General features: G+C 47.1%; 3 protein-coding genes. All 3 read right to left on the bottom strand.

Annotation, left to right across the window (positions count from 1 at the left end):
- A partial coding sequence (locus tag ACJMLT_RS00935; protein WP_405725207.1) for a BadF/BadG/BcrA/BcrD ATPase family protein occupies positions 1-1,710 on the bottom strand: 1,710 nt, incomplete at its 3' end.
- A 19-nt stretch (positions 1,711-1,729) separates the two neighbouring features.
- Entirely contained in the window at positions 1,730-2,389 is a 660-nt protein-coding gene (locus ACJMLT_RS00930) for a TetR/AcrR family transcriptional regulator (protein ID WP_405725204.1), read from the bottom strand.
- A gap of 254 nt (positions 2,390-2,643) precedes the next feature.
- The gene (locus ACJMLT_RS00925; protein WP_405725201.1) at positions 2,644-3,042 is read right to left on the bottom strand and encodes a hypothetical protein; all 399 of its coding nucleotides are present in this window, start codon (positions 3,040-3,042) and stop codon (positions 2,644-2,646) included.
- Positions 3,043-3,192: the final 150 nt, after the last annotated feature.

The following is a 3,192-nucleotide window of genomic DNA, read 5'->3' as shown; positions in this document are numbered from 1 at the left end:
CGCGATCAGACCTGCGCCGAAAGCACCCATGATGCCTGCGATATCGGGTCTTACGGCTTCTCTGCCGGAAATCAGTTCAAAGCTTTTCAGTACTGCATCGTTATAGAAGGTACCGCCCTGTACCACCATGGATTTGCCCATAGCCTTAGGGTCGGAAATTTTGATTACCTTCAGCAGTGCGTTTTTGATAACGGAATATGCCAGACCGGCGGAAATATCGCCGACTTCCGCGCCTTCCTTCTGCGCCTGTTTTACACGGGAATTCATGAAAACAGTACATCTGGAGCCCAGATCGATGGGATTCTTTGCAAACAGTGCCACTTTTGCGAAATCCTGTACCGTATAGTTCAGAGATTTTGCGAAAGTTTCGATAAAGGAACCGCAGCCGGAAGAACATGCTTCGTTCAACAGTACGCTGTCGATGACATTATCCTTGATGCGGATACATTTCATATCCTGACCGCCGATATCCAGAATAAAGTCAACATCGGGTTTGAAGAACTGTGCCGCTTTGTAGTGGGCAACGGTTTCGATATAGCCCAGATCGATCATCAGGGCTTCCTTGATGAGGCCTTCGCCGTAGCCTGTAACACAGGAGTTACGGATCACTACATCTGCGGGCATCATATCGTACATTTCATTCAGGCTCTTCATTACCACGTTCAGAGGGCTGCCTTCGTTGCCCGCATAGAAGGAATACAGGAGGTCGCCCTTATCGGAAACCAGTGCCACCTTTGTTGTGGTGGAGCCGGCATCGATGCCAAGGAACGCATCGCCGTGGTAATTGGACAGGGGGATGCGTTTTACTTTATCTCTGTCATGGCGATCCTTAAATTTTTCGTAATCTTCCGCATCCTTGAACAGAGGATCCATACGAGTTACTTCCGCTGTCAGTTCCACGCCGTTTTCCAGTCTTTCCAGCAGGCTGTTGAAATCCAGTTCTGCTTCACCTTTATTGGAAACCGCTGTGCCGTATGCCGCAAACAGGTGGGAATTTTCGGGAATGATGGTTGTTTCGTCTGTCAGCTTCAGTGTTTCGATGAAACGGCTGCGCAGTTCGGACAGGAAATGCAGGGGGCCGCCCAGGAATGCCACATGACCGCGGATGGGCTTGCCGCAAGCCAGGCCGGCGATGGTCTGGTTGACTACCGCCTGGAAGATGGATGCTGCCAGGTCTTCTTTTCTTGCGCCTTCGTTGATCAGGGGCTGGATATCTGTTTTTGCAAATACGCCGCAGCGGGAAGCGATGGGATAGATCACTTCGTATTTTTTTGCCAGTTCATTCAGACCTGTCGCATCTGTCTGCAGCAGGGATGCCATCTGGTCGATAAAGGAGCCTGTACCGCCGGCACAAACACCGTTCATTCTCTGTTCTACGTTGCCGCCTTCGAAATAGATGATTTTTGCGTCTTCGCCGCCCAGTTCGATGGCTACATCTGTCTGGGGCGCGGATGCCTCAATGGCATTGGCTGTGGCAACGACTTCCTGAATGAATTCCACGCCGATGGCCTTTGCCAGCGCAACGCCGCCGGAACCTGTGATCATAGCGGAGAAAATGGCATGGCCGATTTCCTCTTTCGCTTCCTTCAGGATGTCTTTTACTGTCTTTTTGATTTCAGAAAAGTGTCTTCTGTATCTTGCAAATGCGATCTCATTTTTTGCGTCGGTCAGCACCACCTTTACGGTTGTAGAGCCGATATCAATACCCATTTTGTATGTATTGTCATATTTATGATACTGCACTTGTCACACCTCCATCTCTGTATACTTCGTTACTCTCCGTGGAAATATCTCTCCACATTTGCTTTTGTATGTTTTTATATTTTTCCTCGTCATCGATGCCGTCATCCAGCACCTTCAGCGCCAGAATGCCATCCTGCATGGCCAGGATCATCGTAACGTAATTTTCCAGATCGATCGTTTTGGAAATTTCTCCCCGTCTCTGACCTCTTTCCAGAATACGGCGCAGGCTTTCTCCTTTTCGAATGTTGCATTCTTTGAAATACTCTGCCACCTCAGGAAATTTCTTCATGCCTTCATACAGCAGAAAATAGAAATTGCGGAAAGCCACCTCTCTGCCGATCTCCTGCTGATAATTGATAAACCGCTGGGGCATGAAAAAACCTTGCCAGAGCAGTTCCCCCGTGGAGATATCCTGTCTTTTTTCCTCCCAGACGCGCTGCATCTGTTCTGCAGGACGCACAAAGAAGGGACGGATATATTTTTCCACGACCCGCTGATCCAGATCCTCTCTGCTTTTGAAGGAATAGTAAAAACCGCCCTTCGTCAGCCCCGTTTCACGGATCAGTTCGTTGGTAGACACTTCGGAAAAACCCTTTTCCAAAAACATGGTAAAAGCCATTTCCAATATTGCATTTTCTGTTTTCAATCGGGTTCCCCCTTTCCGGATTTTTTATGTAAAAACAGCAGCAACTGCTCCTGTTTCAGCGTCGATTTTTGCAATACCAAATTACAGACCACTCGGTCTGTACTCACTTTATTATATTCACCCTTCCTTTTTTTTCAATATTTTGACCCGTTAAAATAGCGTTAAAATCGCAGAAACTCAAGGAATGTGTGGCATTTTCCATCCTTTTGTCACATAAAAAAGAGACCTTGAACGTTCTCCAAAGTCTCTCTTTTTTATTCTGCATTGGTCACTTCCGCGATCTTTTCCAGCTGATGCGCAATGATCTGATTGCCTGTTTTGATGCAGACCAGATTCACCTGATTCAGCCCGATAAACTCGCCGATAATGATATTTTTCTGGATGGTCGTTACCTTGATCTGTGCCCCTCTTTTGAATTCTCTGCCCTTGAAAGCAAGAACATCAACGGGAAACAGCTCCTTGCAGCGATCCACCGCCTGTCTGTCAAATGTTTTGATGACATAGGTTTTTTCGCCGTTTTTCTTCTTTTCCCTGTTTCTTTCCAGCAAACGGGAAAATACGCGATAGATATAAGTGATGACATAAGCCACGCTGGCTGCAAACAGATAATGCTGCCAGGTCAGCATGGAAAAGCCTTCCATCAGTCGCTCCATGTCACTCATCTCCTCGTATTATAAAGTAGTAGTGTTTATAGACCCTCTCCAAGGTCATTATGCTATACTGTTTCAGATACTGTGGATTGTTTCTCAACTCCTACCACCAGATGGTTTTCGAAAGGCTACAACCACAGTCTCTTTGTTTAT

The organism is Anaerotignum sp., assembly GCF_045122575.1.
Taxonomy (GTDB): Bacteria; Bacillota; Clostridia; order Lachnospirales; family Anaerotignaceae; genus Anaerotignum_A.
Note: the sequence above shows the minus strand (reverse complement) of the source record. Positions and strands in the feature narration are given on the sequence as shown.

Coding starts and splice junctions, on each gene's coding strand:
- ACJMLT_RS00925 (WP_405725201.1), bottom strand. CDS start 3,042: ATGGAGCGACTGATGGAAGGCTTTTCCATGCTGACCTGGCAGCATTAT.